The organism is Terriglobus albidus (assembly GCF_008000815.1).
Taxonomy (GTDB): domain Bacteria; phylum Acidobacteriota; class Terriglobia; order Terriglobales; family Acidobacteriaceae; genus Terriglobus; species Terriglobus albidus_A.
In genome coordinates this window covers 2,486,015-2,507,606 of sequence record NZ_CP042806.1, presented here as the reverse complement: position 1 = coordinate 2,507,606, position 21,592 = coordinate 2,486,015, and the positions used below count along the sequence as shown (strand labels likewise).

The 21,592-nt window shown below is 56.8% G+C and carries 9 protein-coding genes; 1 reads left to right on the top strand and 8 read right to left on the bottom strand.

The annotated features are described in order from the left end of the window. Positions 1-6 precede the first annotated feature (6 nt). The 6 genes from FTW19_RS09970 to FTW19_RS09945 form a co-directional block, all read right to left on the bottom strand. Positions 7-3,360 carry a TonB-dependent receptor gene (locus tag FTW19_RS09970; protein WP_147647482.1) on the bottom strand — a complete coding sequence of 1,118 codons (3,354 nt, stop codon included), beginning with the start codon at positions 3,358-3,360 and terminating at the stop codon, positions 7-9. 146 nt (positions 3,361-3,506) lie between these two features. After that, a complete protein-coding gene (locus tag FTW19_RS09965; RefSeq protein ID WP_147647481.1) occupies positions 3,507-4,502 on the bottom strand; it encodes a carbohydrate kinase family protein in 996 nt (331 codons plus the stop codon). Further along, positions 4,499-5,539: a LacI family DNA-binding transcriptional regulator gene (locus FTW19_RS09960; protein WP_147647480.1), complete on the bottom strand. Its 1,041-nt coding sequence runs from the start codon at positions 5,537-5,539 to the stop codon at positions 4,499-4,501. The genes FTW19_RS09965 and FTW19_RS09960 overlap by 4 nt, the downstream gene beginning before the upstream one ends. Before the next feature lie 108 nt (positions 5,540-5,647). Next, positions 5,648-6,028 carry a hypothetical protein gene (locus FTW19_RS09955; protein WP_147647479.1) on the bottom strand — a complete coding sequence of 127 codons (381 nt, stop codon included), beginning with the start codon at positions 6,026-6,028 and terminating at the stop codon, positions 5,648-5,650. 53 nt (positions 6,029-6,081) lie between these two features. Beyond that, entirely contained in the window at positions 6,082-6,783 is a 702-nt protein-coding gene (locus tag FTW19_RS09950; protein ID WP_187143403.1) for a response regulator transcription factor, read from the bottom strand. Next, positions 6,780-8,219, bottom strand: a complete 1,440-nt coding sequence (locus tag FTW19_RS09945) for a sensor histidine kinase (protein ID WP_147647477.1) — start codon at positions 8,217-8,219, stop codon at positions 6,780-6,782. The genes FTW19_RS09950 and FTW19_RS09945 overlap by 4 nt, the downstream gene beginning before the upstream one ends. Positions 8,220-8,370: 151 nt before the next feature. Between FTW19_RS09945 and FTW19_RS09940 the strand changes: the two genes are divergently transcribed. Then, positions 8,371-11,736, top strand: coding sequence for a TonB-dependent receptor (locus FTW19_RS09940; protein ID WP_147647476.1), 3,366 nt, complete (start codon positions 8,371-8,373; stop codon positions 11,734-11,736). A gap of 65 nt (positions 11,737-11,801) precedes the next feature. Here FTW19_RS09940 and FTW19_RS09935 read toward each other — a convergent pair whose 3' ends face one another. Beyond that, positions 11,802-13,454 carry an alpha-L-fucosidase gene (locus tag FTW19_RS09935; RefSeq protein ID WP_147647475.1) on the bottom strand — a complete coding sequence of 551 codons (1,653 nt, stop codon included), beginning with the start codon at positions 13,452-13,454 and terminating at the stop codon, positions 11,802-11,804. A gap of 140 nt (positions 13,455-13,594) precedes the next feature. Then, entirely contained in the window at positions 13,595-21,316 is a 7,722-nt protein-coding gene (locus FTW19_RS09930; protein ID WP_187143402.1) for an FG-GAP-like repeat-containing protein, read from the bottom strand. Positions 21,317-21,592: the final 276 nt, after the last annotated feature.

Sequence of the window (21,592 nt, the reverse complement as noted above, 5' to 3'; positions counted from 1 at the left end):
ACAAGATCAGAAGTAGAACTTGGCGGCCATCTGTACCTGGCGTGCGTTGTTCACCACACTGCTGATTTTTCCAAACGTATTCGGGGTCGCTACGCTGGTCCCTGGGGCGGCCAGGTTTGGATGGTTGAATGCGTTGAAGAACTCAAAACGCAGCTCCAGTTTGCGCGCATCTGTAAATTCAAATTGCTTGAAGAGGCTCAAATCTTCGTTATGACGCCCAGGCCCCGCATACGGCCGCGGACGGCAAGTGCCGAAGGTCCCGTTTGCCGGCTGCGCGAAAGCAGCCGGATTCAAATAGCGTCCATTAGTTGTCAATACAGCAGCATTTGTAATCGCCATGCGGTCACGCGAGGCTCCTGCAAAACCATCGGAAAGGCAGTTAGCATACATCGCATGATTTGACCCGGTCTGCGTAAAGTCAGTGGCTGTCACGTTGAAGGGGTTTCCCGCCTCCATCGTAACGATGGCATTGAGCTGCCAGCCACCGACCAGCTTGGATGCCGTCGAGCCATTGTTCAGCACTAGGCCATTACGTCCGATCGGCAGCTTCCACTGCGCGTTCGCCACAAAGCGATGACGCTGGTCGAAGGGCGACTGCGAGTACTCATGCGCATAGTCATAAGCGTTCTGCGGTGTGGAACCGGCAGTAAGGTTATCCGCATAGTCGCTGAAGGCATGCGCCCAGGTATAGCTGAACTGGTACGCCAGACCATTCTTCATGGGCCGCCGCAGGCTGGCGACAAGACCGTGATAATTGGTGTTGCCGTCGTTGGTCGCCTGCTCGAGGAAGGCATGCAGAGTGCCGGAGTTCAGGTTGGCATAGGGAAAGACCACGTTCGGAGTTGAGCCCGTATAGCCCGTAATCAGCCCCTGGTTGGCGTTCCGCAGGCGGTTCATCTTGTGTCCGAAGTTCCCTACCCATATGGTCTCCAGCACCATATTGCTGGGCAACTGAATCTGCGGTCCAAAACTCATCTGTTGGACATAGCTGGTGCGCTGATTTGGGTCCTGCCAGTTTGTCTTCTGGATGTAGAGCGGCGTTGTCGCATTGGCATACGTCGCTCCCGGGAAGCCGTTCCGCAGGAAGAAGACCGGCGAGCTTCCGGAGATTGTGCGGGAGTCGTTCACGAACTTCAGGAACGGTTGGTTTTGAGCTAACTGCGACTCAGAGCCGATACGGTTGATGTACTGGTAGAAGACACCGTATCCGCCACGCAGAACGATCTTATCGGTCGCCTGGTAGCTGAAGCCGACGCGCGGAGCAAAGTTGTTCTTGTCCGGATTGATGAGGGCTCGCTGCGCCCATCCGCCACTACTCGCCACCGCCAGTGATCCGCCATTAGCAGTGTTGAAGTTCGAGAGCTGATTGGTCCGGTTCAGCATCGGCGAATACAACTCATAGCGGGTTCCATACGTAATGGTCAGGTTCCGCGTTGCACGCCAGGTGTCCTGCCCGAAAAAGGAGTTGCCATACAAGAAGTTATGGACGACCAGTGCGCTGTTGTAGATGGTCTGATTCACATTGCCCAACAGGAAGTCCGCAAAACCAAATCCATTGCTATTGGTAAACAGACCAGAGAAACCCATATAGCCCTGCGGAGCCTGCAGATCGAGGAAGGTCGACGTGTTGCGGTGATACTCATAGCCAAACATCAGGCTGTGATTCCCCTTCAACTTGGTGAAGGTATCCAGGAACTGATACACCTGCGCTGCCTGAAACTGTGGACGGTACAGATCCACGCCAATCCTTCGAAAACCGCCGGAGATACTCATGGGCGGCAGGCCAGCGGCGTAGGAAGAAACTGGAACGCCTGAGAGCCCGACATCGCCTGCAGCCGATGCTCCCAAGGTGAGTCCAATGGGATCGCTATGCGCACTGTCGCGGCTCCACCCAAAACGCGCCTGATTTACAGCAGAGGACGAGAAGACTGTCGTCCATCCCAGTGCAAGCCCCTGATTGCGGATCTTGTAGTCGGTTGCGAACCCGCCATTGCCGACCGTCGGGTTTGACGTCCACGGCGGATCCTGGCGGTGCTGGTCCAAAAAACTGTAGCGGCCAAAGATCGAGTGACGCTCGCTGATCTTCTGATCAATGCGCGTGTCGAACGAGTTCACCTGCTGGGGAAGCTGATAGCTAAACCTGTAGTTGCTCGAACCGTCCCATCTGTTATTCAGGCTCTGGATGTTATTCGGATCGGGAAGTAACGCAAGAACGCGTCGTGCTACAGGATCAATGCAATTCGGATTGACCACTTTAAGAACGATGCAACCTATTTGTCCCGGAAGGGTGCCCGTCGGATTGTAAGCCGCAACCTCACTCAAATCACCCGATTTCATTGCTGCCGAGGGAACAACCGACAAAACTGTCGTCTGTTGCGTGCTGCGCAGCCCTTGGTAGTCGCCGAAGAAGAACAGGCGGTCGTGACGAATCGGGCCACCGATGGTTCCACCGAACTGATTCTGGCTGAAATTACCCTTCGCAACCTTGGGTGTTGCATGATTGTTGGCCCAGCTATTGGCGTCGAAGACGCTGTTGCGAGCATATTCCCATGCACTGCCGTGGAAGGCGTTGGTACCGCTCTTGGTGGAGGCATTCACCACCGCTCCGGCAGAAGTGCCGAACTCCACCGAGTAGGTACGTGTCTGCAGACGGAACTCCTGGATCGCATCCGGCGGAGGCTGCACGTTCTGCACCGAGCCCTCCTGCAGATTGGTCGATCCGGAGTTGTTGTCCACGCCATCCAGGGCAAAGTAGTTCTGGGTTTCCAGGTTGCCATTGGAGCTGAAGCGGTCTGGCGCACTATTCGCCACTGCCGGATTCTTGAAGATGCCTGGTTCCAGCAGCGCCAGGTCCGCATAACGGCGGGCGTTTAGCGGAAGATCGTTGATCTGGGTTGTGCTGACCACGTTACCTACATCAGCAGACTGCGTCTGCAGGCCAAGAACCTCGGCGCTGACCTCCACCGTATCGTTCTGGCTGCCTGCCTTCAGCTCAAAATCGACCTGCGCACGTGTCTTGACGTGTACGTCGATTCCGGTCTGCTTCGAGTTACCGAAGCCGGGGGACGCAACCTCAACTTCATATGTTCCAGGAATGAGGGCGAGCGCCTGGTACACGCCATCCTGGTTGGTTATCAGCGTCGTGGTGACGCCGGTGGCTATGTTACGGATGGTCACGGAAGCGCTGGGGATCACCGCGCCGCTGGCGTCGCGCACCGTACCGGTAATCGATCCATTGTCGAGCTGAGCATGTGCGTGGACGGCTCCGAGAAGAAGACACAGAGGGAGAAGGAGGCGAATCAGGACCGTCCGGGAAAAGATGTTGGAGAATGCGGGGACCACAGTGACAAACGAGCTCATCGACTGCCTCCTAAGGAGCGGATTAACCGGAAGCAGCCCCTGCAACAAGGGTGACGGAACCAGGCTCCCGGCGTTCCGATATCGGTATCGTTATCGGTAACGTAAAGCCGCCAAACTTTCCCTGTCAACAAATTTTTATGGATTTTTTATCGGCTTCGCGCTCTTACTCGCCCCGAACGGCCGCTCCCCTGCGCCATATAGTGGCGAAACTCCTTCGGATCGGGCAAACCGTGCGAGCCGCCAGGATAGGCCGACGACAGGCTTCCGCAGATATTTCCCGCCCGCAGGCAATCGGCCCAGTCCGATCCGTGAAGAAAGGCATGCAGGAAACCACCGTCGAATGCATCCCCAGCACCGGTTGCATCCACCACTGCGATAGGCAATGCCGGTTCCCGATAGATCTTGCCATCGGCCATCAGCATGGCGCCGCGGCGGCCGAGTTTGATGACAGGCACCCGGACCCACTCCTGCAGCTTCTCCAAGGCCCGCACCGCATCACCTGCCCCAGTAATAGCCTTTGCTTCGTTCTCGTTGGGAAAGATGAATTCGCAGTGACGCACGATGGAGTGGATTTGCGAGGGCGACAGATCGGGATTCCAGCCGAAGTCGGCGGATACTGTAATGCCGGCTTCTCGCAGCTGCTTCAACACCGGGATCCATTGCTTCGGACGACGTAGCGCGCAGGCGAAGTGTACATGCCGCGCGCGATGCAGCTTCTGCTGTACCGCGGAACTGGAGAGCAGATCTTCCAGCCGCTGATTGATCGGATCATGCGTCACCATCATCCGGTTGGAACGGTAGGCCATCGAAACCGTCAACGCCGTGGCATAGTCTTTGTTAATCTCACAGGCGCTGACATCCAGTCCTTCCGCCATCAGAGCATTCCATGTGGGCAGACTTGCAGCGTCGGTTCCAACGCGAGTCACGATTCCGGTGGCAGAGCCGAGCCTGCTGGCGGCAATTGCTGCGCGGGCTAAACCGCCGCCTGGAGCAATGAGGAAGCTATCGGTCTTTACCTCTTCGCCAAAACGCGGCTGGTTACGCAACTGGTAGAAGATCATGTCGGAAAAGAACTCGCCAAAGATCACCAGGTCGAACTTCTTGGCAGCGCCAGTGCGCGTCTTTCTGCTGGTATTGCTCATTTCGTCTTTTTCCTTTCCGTCGGAACCCACTCGCCCGTGGAGCTTCTTGGCACGATGCGCGGAGAAAGAGAGACCGAGCGCTGCGCCGTTCCATTTCCCTTTTCCCCAATGCCGCGCAGGGCAATCTTGGCCGCCCGTTTTCCAAGCTCGCGGTAAGCAAGATCGATGCTTGAGAGAGTAAGTCCCGTTTCGCAGAGAGGCAGCGTATTGCCGCAGCCCAGGATGCGTAGCTGCCGTGGAACCTCCAGACCGGCCTCCAAGGCAGCATCTCTTACACCGATCGCCTGCAGGTCGTTGTAAGTCATTACCCCATCCGGAATCGTTTTTGCTGCCATGAGTCGTTGCATGGCGTCATAACCGCTGCGATAGCCGGTCTCTCCCGGCTGGGGCTCCAGGATCCACTCCTGTTTCACGGCAAGTTCCGCACTTCGCATCTCTTCCAGGAAGCCGGTGAACCGCATATCCCCAATGGGAGTACGCGGTCCGCGCAGATAGGCGATCCGCCGACATCGGTGCTCCAGCAGGTGCTGTACGGCGATCTGCCCAACTTCAGTCTCCCGGATCGCAACGCTGATCCCGTTGAAGCGCGCAGGCGGATATCCGATCAATACAACGGGGACGGTTGTCGTTTCCAGCACCTGGGGCAAATCGGAAGCATCACCCCGCAGGCAGAGCAGCAGTGCATCAACCTGCCTGGAAAGATGCAGCTCGACCTCGCGCTCTTCCCGTTCCGCATCGCCATCCGCTGACGTAATCACGACACTATAGCCGTGCGGACGTACCCCCTCGTTCACGCCAGCGACTATCTGTGCCGAGGTGGAGTCCTGCAGCGAAGGAAGCGCCAGGCCAATAGTAAAGGTCTGGCCGGTCCTCAGACCGCGCGCCGAGATATTAGGCCGGTAGTTGAGCTCCTGCACGCGCTTTAGAACACGCGCCTTGGTCTCTTCGCTGACGTCTGTCTGGCCCCGAAGGACCTTTGAGATCGTCATCTTCGACAATTTCAGATCGTCTGCGATGTCTTGAAGACGGATCGCCATGCACCAGCCCCGGATAAGGAAAGAATTGCCTTCATCCTAACCGAGATATGCACAAACGTATGCAGAGAACCTCGTTTTCGCCGCAACAAGCATCAGCACAGCCGCCACCTACCGTGATGCGGTAGCCGCCCCCGAAGCCTGGCTCCTGCGTTCGTATGCGGCGGCGTTCGCGGCTGCATCCTGGGCGCGTTGCCGGTAGTAATCGTGGAGGCGATGCGCCGTCTCGTAGCTGGACGGATACTTTGTTCCGGACATATGTTCCGCCTCTCGGCGCATAATAATTTCCTCGTCAGCGGCACGCTTCTGGAAACGGAGCGATTGTGCGTGGAAGTAGTCCGCCAGCTTTTCAAAATCCACGCTCGTATGTGCGGTCTGTGCCAGGAGCTTAGCCTCCCGGGGTGACAGGTGCTCCACCTGCTGCGCATTCCCTCCACTCCCTGCAAGAAGTACACACGCTAAAACAGTCAGGACTGGTAACCGGACGAACATATAAATCTCCTTCGATCAGCTTCTAAAGAAAGCGATGAAGAAGGCATAAAGAGTCAGCCGGCAAGATCGTTAAAGCGGTAGCCGATGTAATTTTCGGTCAAGATATACCTTGGCCGGGCCGGCTCATCTTCGATCTTCCGGCGAAGCTGGTTTATGTAGGTGCGCAGATACTCTCGCTCGTTGCCATATTCCGGCCCCCAGACGGACGTAAGCAGGAGATGATGCGAAAGCGGACGCCCCAGGTGACGCATCAACAGATGGAGAAGATCGAACTCCTTGGGTGTGAGGTGGACAGGTTCTCCACGCTTCACGACACGATGCTGTGCCGGATCGATCAGTATCTCTGCGCTCTCGATGGGAGCCTCGCGGTCTGTCTCAATCAGCTTGGCCCGGCGAAATGCGGCGCGGATGCGCGCAAAGAGCTCTCCCAGGGGAAACGGCTTTGTCACATAATCATCCGCTCCTGCATCGAGAGCGATGATCTTATCGTCTTCACGGTCACGCACCGTCAAGACGATGATGCCGAGCAAGGGATATGACTCACGTATCCGACGGCACGTTGCAACTCCCCCCAGCCCTGGCATATTCAGATCCAGAAGAACGACGTCACACGCATGCGGATGATCGCTGAGGGACTCAAGAGCCTGTTCTCCGCTCGAAGCCTGGATCACTTCCAGCCCCATCGCCGCAAGAGTCTTCGACAGACTCAGCCGTAACGATTCATCATCCTCCACAATCATGATGGATCTCTTCATGATTCTCCTTCCCCTTCCTGGATCGGCAATGTGATGACAAAGGTCGTGCCTTCGCCTTCATCGCTCTTGATCGTGATCGTCCCGCCATGGGCTACCACCGCGTGCTGCGCCACCGAGAGGCCGATCCCTGTTCCGCTGGCGCGATGTACTACGGTCGGACTGCGATAGAACTTCGTAAAGACGAGCTGCTGTTCCTCCGGCGAGATATAAGAGCCGTGGTTATGAATCGAGATCATCGCCGCGCTTTCCCGGACTGCGATTGATACGGTCACACGCGCTCCCGGATCTCCATACTTCAGGGCATTTTCAAGGATCTGCTCGAACGCAATTTTGAGAACCGCCCGATCAGCTTCGATCGTCATGCGTGGCGTTTGCTGAACGACCTCTATCTTGCCGGCTGCCTGCTCTCCAAGGACAGAGATCGTCTCTTCCAGAAGGACCCCGAGATTCACGCAGGTGAGCGTCAGCACTTTATCCCACTCCAGGCGCGCCGTTCGCAGAACCTGTTCGGTGATCAGGTTCAGACGATCAGCTTCCTTGCGGATCAGCGCCAGTAGTTCGCCGCGCTGCTCCTCAGGAAGGTTTGCCACTTCAGCCAATCCCGCGCTTGCAACGGAGATCGTCGTCAAGGGCGTTTTAAACGCATGGGCCAGGCCATCGAGCACGGAGGTACGAAGCTGCTCCGACAAGCGCTCTGATTGAGCGGTTACCTCGCTCCTAAGTGCCCGTACACGTTCCAGTGAAGACGAGATGATCGACGCTACCGAGTCCACGGTGAGGGCATCTACCTGTTGCGACCTGATGCAGAGAACTCCGATATTCCGCGTCCCCGATTTGAGCAGGCGGATCGCAACTCCATTCCGCGTAAGGTCATATTCCTTTCCAGCCATAAACGTAGCGCGTAGCGAGTCTGCAGGAATATCGATATTCCCCGCCACCCACGTCCGCTCTTCACGCGCGGTCCAGATCGATACACCTTCTGTATTGAGGGTCCGCTCCACCAACCATGCCAGATGCTCGCCATAAGCTTCACGCCAGTCCAGAAGAAGAGCGGCCGCGGATAGTTCGTGCAACGCTCGCTGTCTCTCCCGTTGCAGCACCAGATCTTCTGCCTGTTGCCGAACTCGATTTGAGAGATGGCTCACGAGCAGCGCTACTGAAGCAAATGCAGTCACTGATGCGAAATCCGCAATCGAGACGAGTCGAAGCGTTCTCTTCGGCTCGGTAAAGAAATAGTCGAGACATAACGTTGCGTACACAGCCGTAACCACCGCGGCTCGGAACCTTGCCTGCCAGGCCACGATGATCGTCAGCAACAGATAGATCACGCAGGCGAACGCAAGCTGGAGCCGATCGCCAAAGACGAAACCGAACAATCCAACCGCGCCGCAAGTAGCCGCAGTCCACAGCACCGATCTCGATCGAAGCGCCTTCACATGGACCCTTCACCTCAGAGACTAGCCAGAAATACATAAGAAATGCGTAAAGGTTAAGCCTTTCGCGTTGGTAACAACGGAAGCTTTATGCCTCCCTGATGAAAACGAAGCTTCAATCGTCCTGACCGGGACAAATGGTCAGGAGAAAATAATGAACACTTTTGGGGGTCGTAACCTATTCGGTCGGCTGGCCCGTGCGCTCACTGCACTCCTGCTGGCAGGCCTGCTTGTTGTCGCGCCGACACACGCCCAATCAACATTCGGTAGCCTCATCGGCTCAGTGCAGGATTCCACCGGAGCTGTGTTACCGGGAGCGATTGTGCATGTCAAAAATCTGAACGACAACTCCACTCGCGATACGACAGCGGACGCAGGGGGCGAGTTTCAGGTGCTCAATCTGAATCCCGGAACTTATGCCGTCACTGCCAGCTCGGATGGCTTCGCCGCAACCACCATCACGAACATCACCCTCGATGCGCGTCAGCAGTTGCGAGTCGATGTGAAGCTGCAGGTCGATAACGCGCAACAGACTGTATCCGTCGAAGCCGACGCCACAACAGTCAACACAGAAAGCGGCACGATCGGCGATACCAAGAAATTTAACCAGGTAGTCCAGCTCCCCATGAACTATCGTGGCGGGAATGACAGCCCGCTGGCGGCCCTCGTCGCCGTCCCCGGTGTCCAGCAGGACAGCAGCGGCAATGTTTCTATTGGCGGCGGAACCTCCGCCCAGATTCAGTACTCGGTTGATGGAACATCAACGGTGAACATTCGCCAGAATGGCGCATTGAACAACATGAATCCTTCCTCAGAGCTCATCAGCGAGATGAAGGTGACCCAGTTCAATAACAATGCCGAGTTCTCGCAGATGGCCGACGTCACCATCATTACCAAATCCGGAGCGAACCGTTTCCATGGCAGTGCGTTCGAATACCTGCAGAACAGCGCCTTCGATGCGAAGACATGGGGATTCGACAGCAAGGCGCACAAGGCTTACAACACCTTCGGCGGCAGCTTCAGCGGACCGCTCCGCCTTCCCCATGTAAAGCCTGGCACCGACAAGACATTCTTCTTTGCGGATTACGAAGGCAACCGTCGCCGTTTCACAACGCCCCTCGTGCTCAGCGTTCCTACAGCCGCGATGCGGTCGGGCAATCTGAATAACGTTCCCGGTCCAGCGGCCGTCGATCCCGCAACTGGACAAGCGTTCGCCAATAATCAGGTTCCGTCTAACCGGCTCAGTGCGGTTTCGCAGTCGCTGCTGAATAACTATGTGCCTCTTCCGAACTCCGGCGATGGTTCCAATCTGACGGGCAACTACCGTTTCCAGGCACCTACTCCCGCGAACATTAATGGATACGATCTCCGCATCGACCGCACACTCTCTGACAAGCAGCAGCTCTACGGCCGTTGGAGCTGGAAGAATGTCGACTCGACGGTGACGAACAATCTGCTTCCCACCGAGGTGCACCGCGAATCGAATCGTAACCTGATCCTCTCGCACAACTACACCATCCGCCCCACGCTCTTGAACGAAGCCCGCTTCGGTTTGACGTATTACACCGCGGTCGTCGACTTCCCGATCAGCGGAGCATCCGCCGTACAGCAACTCGGCCTTCAGGGCCTGAACCTGAGCGATGTGCCGAACGTCAATGCATTTCCGACCTTCGACTTCAGTGACGGTACAAACTTCACACCGATCGGGCGCGACAAGACTGGAACCACGAGATCACAAACACTACAGTTCGCCGACAATCTCACATGGGTGAAGGGCAGCCACACCATGAAGTTCGGTGTCGATTTCCGTCGCGTCCGCTATACCGACCTGGAGAGCTTCGGTGGCTCGAACGACTTTGGCGCCTTCACCTTCAACGCGGCCACCTTCAGCGGAAACGCGTTCTCCGATCTGCTGCTGGGACTTCCCTCGAAGAGCTATGTCGCCCGCTCCGGGCCTGACACTAAGCTGCATGCTTATGAGACTGGTCTCTATGCTCAGGACGAATGGCACATGACGCGCTACATCACCTTCAGCGCCGGTCTCCGTTGGCAGGCATTGCCCCCCTTCGTGAGCGAGAACAATAACCTCGGAGCATTCGATCCATCGAATGGTGGTTTCATTCTCCCTAACGACGGTTCCGCGCGACAGGAGATGCTGTACACCATCAATGGCTGCCCAGGCGTGAACGCGTCTCTCCCCTGCGCTCCAATCGAAAAGGCCAGCCAGAAGGGCGTGGGCAATGGTCTGCGGGAGTTCTACAAAGGGAACTTCCAGCCTCGTCTCGGCATCGCCTATCGTCCCTTCGGCGATAGCAAGACGGTCCTGCGTGCCGGCTTCGGTATCTTTACGATGACAAGCCTCGGACAACTCTCGTTCAACACCACCAATATCAACGTAGGCGTTGTGCAGACGACAGCCAACCAACAAGCAAATGGGCAACCCGCCTTCCAGTTTCCGAATGTGAATGCACCTCTTACTCCCCAGGAGGCAGCAGGCACGGGCGACTTCTATCAGAACGTCAATCTGCACTTCCGCGATCCCCAGGCAGCGCAGTGGAACTTCACCGTCGAGCGTCAGGTCACGGACGCCATGGGGCTTCGTGTCAGCTACGTTGGCATGAACTCCTATCGCATGGGACAGACCGTCGACCTGAACCAGCAGCACGCCAGCGTCACTCCGAACGACTACAGCAAACGGCCTTATCCGAACTGGGCACGCATCCTCTCCAGCGAAAATGCCGGCGGAGCGAACTACCAGGCGCTGCAGACAGAGCTCAACCAACGTATGAGCCATGGCCTGCTCTTACAGGTAAATCACACCTGGGCAAAAAACCTGAGCAACGCCGCGGGCGATGCTCCGTCGGTCTTTGCGCCTGAGGTCAACTATGGCGTTCCTGTGGCCGATCGGTTCAACCTGCGCGCTAATCGGGGTAATGTTGTCGGCACGCGCCGCAACCGTTTCCTCGCTTCCGCGATCTATCAGCTTCCCTTTGGCCGCAAGAGGACATTCTTCAGCAACATGAACTCCTTCGGCGATGCGTTGCTGGGTGGATGGGAGATCAGCACCGTCTCCATGTGGCAGACAGGACCATACCTTACGCCGACCACCAGCCCGAGCTACGACACCGCGAATCTGAATCTGGTCTTTCGTGGAGCCGCACTCCGGCCAGACTGCATCGGGAATCCGATTCCCTCGAACCGTTCGCTCTCCAACTACTTCAATATCAACGCATTCAATCCGATTCCGGGCGCCGGCCGCATTGGAAACTGTGCCGTCGGCAGCCTGGTAGGACCTGGCACGACCGCGGTCGCTGGTGGTCTGTCGAAGACGTTTCCACTCAGAGAGTCGCTCCGGATGCGCTTTGAGGCGACCTTCACCAACCTTCCCAACCATCCCAACTTCGCGCCGCCTGCTGTGAATGTGTCTGCTCCTGATTCGTTTGGACAGATCACCGCAACACAAACGGCCGAGAACTCCGGCAATCGAACCGGACAACTGGCGCTGAGGCTCGATTTCTAAAAGTCCTCCACAATGCACAAGGGCAGAGCCTCGGCTCTGCCCTTGCTGTTTTCTGATCACTGCGTTCAAGCGCGGATGCGGAAGGCATAGACGGCAAGACGGTCTTGCGGCTTTGCTGGAAGCTTGATCGTCAGCGCCTCCGCTTCCTGACGGAACTCGAGGCGACCATGTCCCCCCAGCATCTCGACAGAACCGATCTTGCGGGGATACATCGCATTGTTTGCAGCGAGCGATTTAATGCTCACCTTGCCATCTGCCGGCCATCCCAGGACGAACGCATACAGCACATCGCCTTTAGCGGTGAAACGGATGTCGCTGGAGTCGAAGGCTCTTGCTTTGGACTCGTTGAAATTATGCGATCCGCTCACATCCGGTGCGCCTTCGCCATAGATCTTGAAGGGACGGGTACCGTAGATGGCCTCTCCGTGCACTGACATCCAGCGACCGAACTCCGCAAGGAACTTGTGCTCGTCCTCATCGATACTGCCGTCTCCGCGGACAGGAATATTCAGCATGAGGTTGCCATTCTTACTGACGATGTCGACCAGCGACTTGGCCACCCAGTCCGGAGTCTTGTACTCGTGCTTTTCAAAGAGCGAGCGTTTGTAGTGCCAGTCACCGATACAGGTATCCGTTTGCCACGGAGCTTCCAGGATGCCCTGGGCACGACCACGTTCGATGTCCAGCATCGTTGCTCCCGCATGCTCGGGACTATATTCCTTCGCCGCAACAACGGCCTGTTGCTGGCCTCCATGCCACGACAGGCTGGCGTTGTAGTAGTACGCGGTAATATCGAGACCAGCCTGGCCGAGCGGTAATTCGCGATCGTCGAAGTAGAGAAGATCGGGCTTGTACTTGTCGATCAGATCTTTGCACCGGAGATACCAGGTGCGGACGAACTCCGGGTTCGCCCGCGGCGGAGCTTCATCCCAGACACGATCGTGCTTTTCATGCCAGGCATTGGCTTCTGCAATTGTCTTGAAACCATCGGGCATGACGATATTCCGGCCGGTATAGAGCTCCTGCGGGTCCAGTCCATCCCACCAGGTTCCCTTTCCATCTTTAGCGCTGAGCTGATAGGCGTCATAACGGACTCCTGCCATCGGCCCCTCGGGATCGTATCCATAGGCCGCTTGCAGCCAGTGCCAGGCATGCGAAGTGTGGTTGGAAACGCCAAAACGCATTCCGTGCGCGCGAGCGATCTTCTCCCAGGTGCCGACGATATCCTTTCCAGGGCCCACCCGCGTGGTATTCCATGCGTGGTGGGTGGAATCGAAGCAGTCCAGATTGTCATGATGACAGGCGAGCGCCATAAAGTACTTTGCTCCCGCCTTCACATAGAGCTCCATCAACTGTTCCGGCTGCCAGCGCTCAGCCTTCCATAGATAATCAATCTCTTTAAAGCCAACCTTCGACGGATGCCCATATGTCTTCACGTGGTAGTCGTAGCAGGCGTCTCCCTGCAGGTACATGCGGCGTGCGTACCAGTCTCCTTGCTCCGGCACGCATTGCGCGCTCCAGTGCGCCCAGATGCCAAACTTGGCATCGCGAAACCATTCCGGCATTCGCCACTGCTTGAGTGAATCCCAGGTCGGCCCGTACGGCCCTGATGCCGCCACACTCTGTGCCTTCGCAAAGCGGGCCAATCTTGCCGATGCGAGTGCGAGCGCACCACGTTTCAACAGGTTTCTACGACTAAGACCATCGATACGTTCCATTGCGTTCGGCTCCTTGTGACCTGTCCATGCTCTCAAACTTCCTCCCTGGTTGGTCAATAGGAACCGAAGGATGGCCTCTAAAACAAAAACCGCATGGGTTGTTCCCCATGCGGCCTAGTAGATGCAACAAGGTGCGATTGCTATTGGACGGTGACCGTGACGGCCGTAGTAGCGGAGACGCTTGTGTTGGTCGCATCCGTGCCCGTTACCGTAAAGGTGTAGCTACCCGTGGTCGTCCCTGTCGAGCCCGTGGAGCCCGAAGAGGAAGACTTTCCTCCTCCGGCGCAACCGCTGCTGCCGATTGTGATTGTGATAGCCATCAGCAGCATGAGGAGCGGAATCAGCTTGCGACGACGCGGCATGCACCATAGGACGGGTAGAGCAAATGCCGCAACCACCAGACCTGCTCCCCAGCTCCGAGGATTGCCAGGCATCGTCAACGCCGCAGATGTGGGCGCCGTTGTACGGATGGTCAGCGTCGTCGTACCGCTACCGCCTGCAGTCAGTGAGAAGCTCGAGGGCGACAGACTGCAGGTGGGCGCATTCTGTGCTCCGGAAGGCGAGGCTGTCAGCGCGCAGACTACATTCATCGTGCCGCTGTAGCCGCTGCCGGCATTGAAGGTGATGGTGCTGGTTGTATTCGACCCACGATTCACCGGAGACGGCGTCGCTCCCGCGGCCACAACGGGTGTGACCGTTACGGTTCCGGATCCGGTGGTGGAGGCATAGTTTGCATCTCCGGAGTATGTCACCGAGAGTGTGTTCGAACCGCTGCTCAGGCTTGAGCCAGCAACCGAAACACTTGCGCTTCCATTGGCCAGTGTGAGCTGAGACGTATAGGTACTGCTACTAAGAGTTACAGTACCGGTCGGTACGGCCTGTCCACTCGGACCTGCCACGGAGATGCTAACCGTGGCAGCCTGCTTATCTGTGATGACTGCAGGCGATACGGTCATCGCCAACGCAGCCGAGCCGCTGCCAATGACCTGAGTTACCGTCACTGCTCCCGATCCGTTGGCGGATGTATAGATCGTGGCACCGGACGTATCGGGTGCATATGCAACTGCCAGCGTGTCATTGCCGACAGCCAGAGTCCCCGCAGCGATACTGAACGTCGCCGAGCCCGAGCTAAGTGTCTGTTGTGCACTGTAACTTCCACTCGTCAACGTAACAGTACCGGTTGGTGTTGGGTTTCCATTACCGCCGGCAACGCCTACTGAAACCGAAAGCGGCTGTGCAGTTGTAATGTTCGACGCAGCAGGAGTTACCGTGACCGTCGGTGTAATCGCTGACGTCACTTTAACCGCTGCGGTTCCACTTGCATTCGTATACGTCGATGTACTCGAGGCATCCGGCACATAGGCTGCAGTCAGCGTGTCATTCCCCACAACAAGTGCGTTGGCAGGAACCGTAAAGCTGGCGGCACCGGAAGCCAGTGTTTGTTGTGCGCTATAGCTGCCGCTGGTCAATGTAACGGTTCCGGAAGGAGTCGGGTATCCACTTCCGGCCCCCACATTCACTGCGACCGTCAGTGGCTGCAAGACGGATATCGTAGCCGAAGCTGGTGTTACCGTCACCGCCGGCGGACCGGCCTGAGCTGTGAGGGTTATCGCACTTGAGGAACTTCCCTGATAGCTGGCATCGCCCGCATAACTGGCTTTGACCTGGTGCTGTCCCTGTCCGAACGGGAATACCCCCGCTGCTGAAGCACTTGCCGTTTGAACCCACTTTGATACAAGTGTGGTAACCAGACCGCTGCTGGCGTTTAGAGCTGCAATATCCGGCACACCATCACCGTTATAGTCTCCCGCTAACAGAAAGGATGGGGACGTTCCTGACGACGTCGTTACGCTCGCACCAAACGTACCGTCGCCCTTTCCAGGAATCAGAGAAACGCCGTTTTGATAAGTGCTTGCAAGAACAAGGTCCTGTTTACCATCGCCGTTGAAGTCGCCTGCAACGATCGATCCCGGATTCGAACTCGTAACCACACTGACACTTGCCGTAAACGTACCATCACCATTTCCCAACAGAATGGTGGCGGTACTGCTGCTTGAATTTGCCACTGCCAGATCAGTAATACCGTCGCCGTTCAAGTCGCTCGCAGCGATAGCGACTGGATAAGAGCCTGTAGACGGACTCAGAGCCGCAGTGAACGATCCATCTCCGCTTCCCAGCAGAATTGTCAGGGTTGAGTCGGAGTTCGCGACCGCCAGATCGATCAGGCCATCTTTGTTGAAATCCGCAGCGATAATCGCTCGCGGAGAATTTCCGGTCTGAGGACTCTGATTGTTCGTAAACGTAACATCTCCATTGCCAAGGAAGATATTGACAGTGTTGCTATAGCTATTCGCAACCGCTACGTCCAGCTTGCCATCGCGGTTGAAGTCTTCCGCCACAAGTCCGACCGGGCTATTTCCCGTTGTCAAAGCAGTTGACGATTGGAATGTGCCGTCGCCATTCCCGAGGAAGAACAAGAGGGCATTCGCATTGGAGCAGGCGACCGCGAGATCCAGTTTGCCATCTCCATTGAAATCTCCCGCCACGCTGGCAAGCGGCTGGCTGGTGGTCGTAAGTCCCTGACTCGTGGCAGTAAAAGTGCCGTCTCCCTTGCCAAGAAGAATCGTGAGCTGCTTGGAATATGAATTTCCAACTGCAAGATCAGTGACGCCGTCTCCATTGAAATCTCCAGAAGCGAGACCATAGAGCGACGTGCTACCCACCGCGCTTGCACTGGTTGCGAAGCTGGCATTTGTCTGGGAAGGCGACAATGTCAGCGCCTTCACTATGCCGTTATTGCTCGTCACATCGACAAATGAAACGGTGCCCCCTGGAGCCAGTCTTCCCTGTCCCGTAACCGTACTAGACAGTGTGTAGTTACCCGGGCTGCCACTGGAGGACAACGTGGTTGTCGTTGGCAGCGTTGCTGTCACGGTGAGAGCCACGGCACTGGATGTGCTGGCTGAGAGCCCATTGCTTCCCAGGAAGGTCGCGCCATAGCTATGAACTCCCGGACCGGGGATCAAGCGAACAACAGCCTTCCCTCCACTTCCGAGCAGTGCCGAAGCAAATCGATGCCCCACATCACACGTGGTGCCCGCATCCTGGCAGAAGATCACCTCGCCACTGGTTACCGCCGTAGCGCCAGACGTCACAGCCGCGGTTAGAGCAATTGGCGATCCGGTGCCGATAGAAGTCACAGCCGTACCGTTCGAGATCGCCGAAAGCGAGGTCGACGTCGCCGTCGATGCCGCAACGACGTTTACGGTGAGTGCCGTCGAAGCACTTCCACCATTCGATGTTCCCGTAATCGTCACCGTTCCAGAGCCGACAGTCGCCGAGTTATCGGCGGTAAACGTCACGATCGCACTTCCGGTCGTGGGATTCGGAGAGAACGAAGCCGTAACTCCGCTGGGCAAACCTGTAGCAGTAAAGTTTACGCTGCCGCTAAACCCATTCAGCGGCTTCACCATAACGCTCGATTTCGCTGTGGTACCTGGAGACAGGTTCAGGACTCCTGGAGCGGAAGAGACTGTAAATGATTGCTGATTGACCGTGAGCGATGTTGAACCCACGGCAGTGACGGAACCGGAGACACCAGAAACAGTGATCTGTGAGTAACCAGGAGTCGCACTGTTGCTCAGCGTCAGTGTCATGATGCTCGAACCCGTGGTGGGATTCGGCGAGAATGAGGCCGTAACTCCGCTCGGCAAACCTGTAGCGGAGAGCGTGACATTTCCACTGAAACCGTACTGGGGATTCACCGTGACCGTTCCCGTCTGCGTGGTGCCAGGGTTAGCACTTCCGAAATAAGGAGTGTTGATCGAGAATCCGGCGGCATAGACACTGACGACCAGCGAAGTTGTCGCCGTCAGGCTTCCAGAGGTTCCCGTAATGGTTATCGGATACTGCCCTGGCGCCAGAGCGGAACTGGACGTCAAGGAGACCTGACTGCTGGAGGTCGTGGGATTGGTCGTAAACGAAGCGGTTAAGCCCGCCGGCAGTCCGGAAGCAGACAAGGTTACGCTGCCCGGATATCCATATTGCGAATTGACGTAAACGTAGCCGGAGGCAGTGCTTCCCTGCCCCATGCTCACACCATAGCTATATAGAGTGAATGACGGCGCATAAACACTCAGTGTCAATGTTGTCGTCGCCGTTAGGGAGCCGGAGGTTCCTGTAATCGTAATCGGGTACTGTCCGGTCGCAGCAGAGCTGCTCGCGGCAAACGTGATGGTAGTGGAACCTGTTGTTGGGTTTGATAAGAACGTCGCCGTTACACCGCTGGGCACGCCAGTGGCAGACAGGGTTACGGGGCTGCTGAACCCATACTGTGTGTTGACGTAAACATATCCACTGCCCGAGGTACCCTGCCCGATGGATGCACCATAACCGGACAAGGTAAAGGTCGGCGTATACACGCCGAGAGTCATGGTCATCGTAACCGTCTTAGAACCGGACGTACCCGTAATGGTGAGAGGGTATTGTCCCACGGCAACGCTGCTGGCCGCTGCAAACGTGATCTGGCTGGAACCTGTCGTTGGGTTTGGGGAAAACGTGGCGGTCACGCCACTTGGAAGACCCGATACGCTCAGGTTCACGTTACCCGAAAATCCATACTGACCATTGACGTAGAGATACCCCGTGCCGCTGGTTCCCTGTCCAATATTGACGGTGCCGCTACCAGAGAGTGTAAAGGTGGGAGTATAGACGCTCAGTGTCGTGGAGAACGTCTTTGTAATTGTTCCCGAAGTTCCTGTGATCGTCAGCGGATACTGGCCTACCGCCGTGCTCGAACTTGCGGTGAAGGTGAGGTTGCTGGATCCCGTAGTTGGATTCGGAGAAAATGCAGCCGTGACTCCGCTCGGCAGGCCTGATACCGAAAGATTTACGCTGCCATTGAACCCATATTGGGGACTGACATAGACGTAGTTAGTGGCCGTACTCCCCTGGCCGATCGTCACATTCGAATAGCCTGAGATGCTGAACGTCGGTGCATAGACATTGAGCTTCAACGTCGTTGAGGCGGACAGGCTGCCGGACTTGCCGGAGATCGTGAGCGTATATTGTCCCGTCGGGACGCTACTGGAAGTAATCAGGGAGAGTGTGCTGGAGTAGGTAGTAGGATTCGGATTCCATAGAACCGATACGCCACTGGGAAGACCGGAGACGGAGAGATTGACATTGCTATTGAAACCATACTGCCCGCTGACGTACACGTACGCGGATGTAGAGCTTCCCTGACCGACATCAACTGATCCGTTAGAGCTTAGAGTAAAGCTTGGCTCATAGATGCCCAGAATGAAAGTTGTCGAAGCTGTTAAGCTACCGGAGGTTCCCGTAACAGTGACCGTATATTGTCCGGGCGTAGCGCCGCTTGCCGAAAGATAGAGAGTCGAGGAATAGGCGCTCGAAGCGGGAGAGAAATACGCGGAAACTCCCGTCGGCAAACCAGATACCGTAAAGTTCACGTTCCCCGTAAATCCATAGAGGGGCGTTACATAGAAATAAGCGGACCCGGAAGCATTCTTGCCGATATTGACGCTGCCATATCCACTGATGCGGAAACTCGGCGCCTGGATCACCGCTGAGACCGTCGTCGTGGCGGTGATGCTGCCGGAGGTTCCGGTAATCGTAATTGGATAAGTACCGCCGAGGGTAGAGCTGCTGGTTGCGAGCGTCAGCACGCTGGAACCCGTGGTAGGATTCGTCCCCCAGGTCGCCGTTACACCTGCAGGAAGCCCGGAGGCAGCAAGGGTCACGTCGCCGCTAAAACCATATTTCGGCGTTACCGTGATGGTGGAAGTAACGGAGTTGCCGGGATTCACCGATACCGTCGCAGGTGATGGAGAAAGCGTGAAACTCGGCTGATGAACGGCCAACGTTAGTGTGGTCGTTGCCGTCAGGCTTCCAGAGGTTCCGGTGATCGTTACCGGCGTGGAACTCTCAGGCGCCGAAGCGGTTGCGGTGAACGTCAGCACGCTGGTGTTAGTCGTGGGATTCGTACCCCAGGTTGCCGTCACCCCCGTAGGCAACGTCGAGGTCACCGCTAGATTCACGCTGCCGGTGAAATCGGCGGCATCGGTTACCGTGATCGTGGTCGAGCTGGTCTTCCCCTGATTCAGAGAGACTGTGCCGTCCGCCGCGGCAATCCAGAAGCCGGGGACCTGCCTTCCCGCGAGCTCGTCAATCAGGTTCTGACCATTGGCGCTGCCCCATCCGGTTACCAGATCGTAGCCGGTCACAGCGCTATACCAGACAGATTGCCCAGCAGTTTGGTTATTTCCGCTGGTAGTATCGTGCATCTCAGTGGCGAAGCGGCTATCGGAGCCGATGGCATAGATGGTCGGATTGATAAAGCCGAGTCCGCCCTTAGGGGCATTGCCCGCTTCGATGGCCTGCTGGTTCACCATGGCCATAAAGCCTGCCCATCGCGGAGCGGCGAAACTCGTGCCGGCGCCGGTGGTAATGCAGGTTCCCATGTAACACATGTAGTTATCGAAGTCGGCTTCCATGGCCACGTCAGGAACATTGCGTAATGTGGTGGAACCGCCATTTGCGGTCGTGGCCAAGCCCGCCTGCCAGCTCGGAATCCCGATGCTATCGGGGCTGACACCGCCGCCGGTACCGTATCCGCTGCTATTCCATGCTGTCTCCGAAACCCAGCTTCCGCCGGCTCCGCTTGTCGTCAGATGGGTACCACCTACTGCCGTGACATAGGTGTCCTCGGCCGGGAAGTAGAAGGGGACATTGGCTGCAAAGGCGCCGTTATCTCCAGATGCGGTAAAGAAGCTCTGTCCCTGGGCCGCCATCTCCTGAAAGAAAGGATCAGCAACCGCAGGATCGTCAGGCCGCCAGCTCCAGGAGCAGCCGATCTGTTTAGCAAGATTCTCCGATGCCATGGAGTTGAGCATGGACGCATCGTTGTTGCCGATATAGACGCGCACCTGCTTGAGACCGGGCGCCATGCCAATAGCCTGGACGATATCCAGTACGACCTCTGCTTCGCCTCCGCTTGATACCGGAGCGCCGGTCATCCCATTGAGCAAAACATTCGTTACAGGTACCTTGTAGGTCTGCCCCGCATTGGTAAAGGTCAGGTCGACGTCGCTCTTGTTGTAGCCCTCGAACTCCAGCAAGCCGACAACCTGTCCATTACCGTCCAGGGTGGAGCCACCGTAATAGGCCGCGCGCATATCACTGCCGAGGTACGATCCGCCAGGTCCCGATCCGTTAACGGACGCCATGGATTGGACATTGCTGCCAAGTTGAAATGCCGGCCGCGGCAGATAGAAGTTATTAAGGCCGCTGATATGAGCGATCTTCACGGCGAGATCGACAGTAGGCTCCCGGTCCGGAGAGAAGAAGGTGCGGCTCTCTGTCGGATGCTGGTAATAGTTCATCCGTACGCCAAAGGCGCTCTCTACCTGAGCCGCGGTGCCGGACAGGGAGAGCACCATGCGATTTGCCGGAGCATCGGCTACCGTGAAGCCATTCGCACGGGCATAGCTTGCCACCGTCTCGTAGTCCTGGGCCGTCGGGCCAAAGCGCTCGGTAAACTCCGACACACTGAGGAACTGCCGGTAATCGGGACTGCTCGGATCATAGAGACGCTTCAGCAGGCTCGTCAGCTCTGACTGATTGCGCAGCGGAAGCACAATCGAAAAGCTCATCTGTTCGCTCTCTGACATAGCAGCCACCATGGGCGCCGTGCCCTGCGTCACTGCCGGCATCACATGGTTACGGAGCGTCTGTGGCGACTGCGCCTGCACCGGTAGCGTCGCTACCACCGACATCAAAAGAGCTGTAAAGAGAAGGAAATATCTGGGGAAGATACGGCCGATACGACCAGTTGAAGACATTATTCCCACATCGAACCGAGGCAAAAAACCGCTAACCATAGAACCCACTCCGCAAACGGCAAGCAAAGATGCTGCGATCACCAGAAACGCACCACAAAGGGCAAAACCCCTGGAGCTCCCGCAGGAAGCATCTGCAAAATCCAAGTTTGTATTGGTAGGGAGCAGTCTAACATGCGTCTGCAACAGGTCTATGAGAAATTTATGTTGTGGCTTTTCCCTCAAACAAACGATTAACTTGACGCTGTATCAAATTCGTACAGATCGTATTTTTCCAAC

Excerpts from the sequence above, each read along its gene's own strand:
- FTW19_RS09970 (WP_147647482.1), bottom strand. The coding sequence starts at position 3,360 with ATGAGCTCGTTTGTCACTGTGGTCCCCGCATTCTCCAACATCTTTTCC.
- FTW19_RS09965 (WP_147647481.1), bottom strand. The coding sequence starts at position 4,502 with ATGAGCAATACCAGCAGAAAGACGCGCACTGGCGCTGCCAAGAAGTTC.
- FTW19_RS09960 (WP_147647480.1), bottom strand. The coding sequence starts at position 5,539 with ATGGCGATCCGTCTTCAAGACATCGCAGACGATCTGAAATTGTCGAAG.
- FTW19_RS09955 (WP_147647479.1), bottom strand. The coding sequence starts at position 6,028 with ATGTTCGTCCGGTTACCAGTCCTGACTGTTTTAGCGTGTGTACTTCTT.
- FTW19_RS09950 (WP_187143403.1), bottom strand. The coding sequence starts at position 6,783 with ATGAAGAGATCCATCATGATTGTGGAGGATGATGAATCGTTACGGCTG.
- FTW19_RS09940 (WP_147647476.1), top strand. The coding sequence starts at position 8,371 with ATGAACACTTTTGGGGGTCGTAACCTATTCGGTCGGCTGGCCCGTGCG.
- FTW19_RS09935 (WP_147647475.1), bottom strand. The coding sequence starts at position 13,454 with ATGGAACGTATCGATGGTCTTAGTCGTAGAAACCTGTTGAAACGTGGT.
- FTW19_RS09930 (WP_187143402.1), bottom strand. The coding sequence starts at position 21,316 with ATGTCTTCAACTGGTCGTATCGGCCGTATCTTCCCCAGATATTTCCTT.